This is a genomic window from Taklimakanibacter deserti, assembly GCA_003574785.1.
Genome location: QORU01000083.1, coordinates 1 through 542, shown reverse-complemented (window position 1 = coordinate 542; position 542 = coordinate 1). Strand labels below are relative to the sequence as shown.

The 542-nt window shown below is 71.0% G+C and carries 2 protein-coding genes; one reads left to right on the top strand and one right to left on the bottom strand.

Going from position 1 to position 542, the window contains the following annotated elements; translation table 11 throughout:
• A partial coding sequence (locus DS839_RS36060) for an FCD domain-containing protein (protein WP_119275363.1) occupies positions 1-225 on the top strand: 225 nt, incomplete at its 5' end.
• A 19-nt stretch (positions 226-244) separates the two neighbouring features.
• Here the strand turns inward: DS839_RS36060 and sugE are convergent.
• On the bottom strand, positions 245-538 hold the full coding sequence (gene sugE, locus DS839_RS36055) for a quaternary ammonium compound efflux SMR transporter SugE (RefSeq protein ID WP_368912144.1): 294 nt from the start codon (positions 536-538) through the stop codon (positions 245-247).
• Positions 539-542 lie beyond the last annotated feature (4 nt).

The following is a 542-nucleotide window of genomic DNA, read 5'->3' as shown; positions in this document are numbered from 1 at the left end:
CTGCAGGTGCGCGAGAGCCTGTTCGACCAGGTGGAGCGCTACCGCCACCTGTGGCTGCGCGAGACGGTCTTCTCGGAGCAGGCGCTCGAGCGCAAGCGCCAGGAACATGCCGCCCTGGTGGAGGTGATCCTCGCCCGGGACGTGGAGCGCGCCAGCGACATGATGCGCGAGCACCTGATGACCCCGGTGCCGATCATCACCCAGGTCATGAAGCGCCAGGCCTAGGTCAGCCCCTGCCCCGCCCTCAGCCGGCCAGCTTGAGGCCGACCAGGCCGGCCAGGATCAGCACCAGGCTGAGCAGGCGCAGCGGCGAGGCGCTGTCCCCGTAGATCAGGATGCCCAGCAGCACGGTGCCCACCGCGCCGATGCCGACCCACACCGCATAGGCGGTGCCCACCGGCAGCACCTTCATCGCCTGGGCCAGCAGGTAGAAGCTGGCCACCATGGCCAGCACGGTCAGCACGCTCGGCAGCGGCCGGGTGAAGCCGGCGGAGGCCTTCAGCCCCAGCGCCCAGGCGACTTCCAGCAGGCCGGCCACGGCC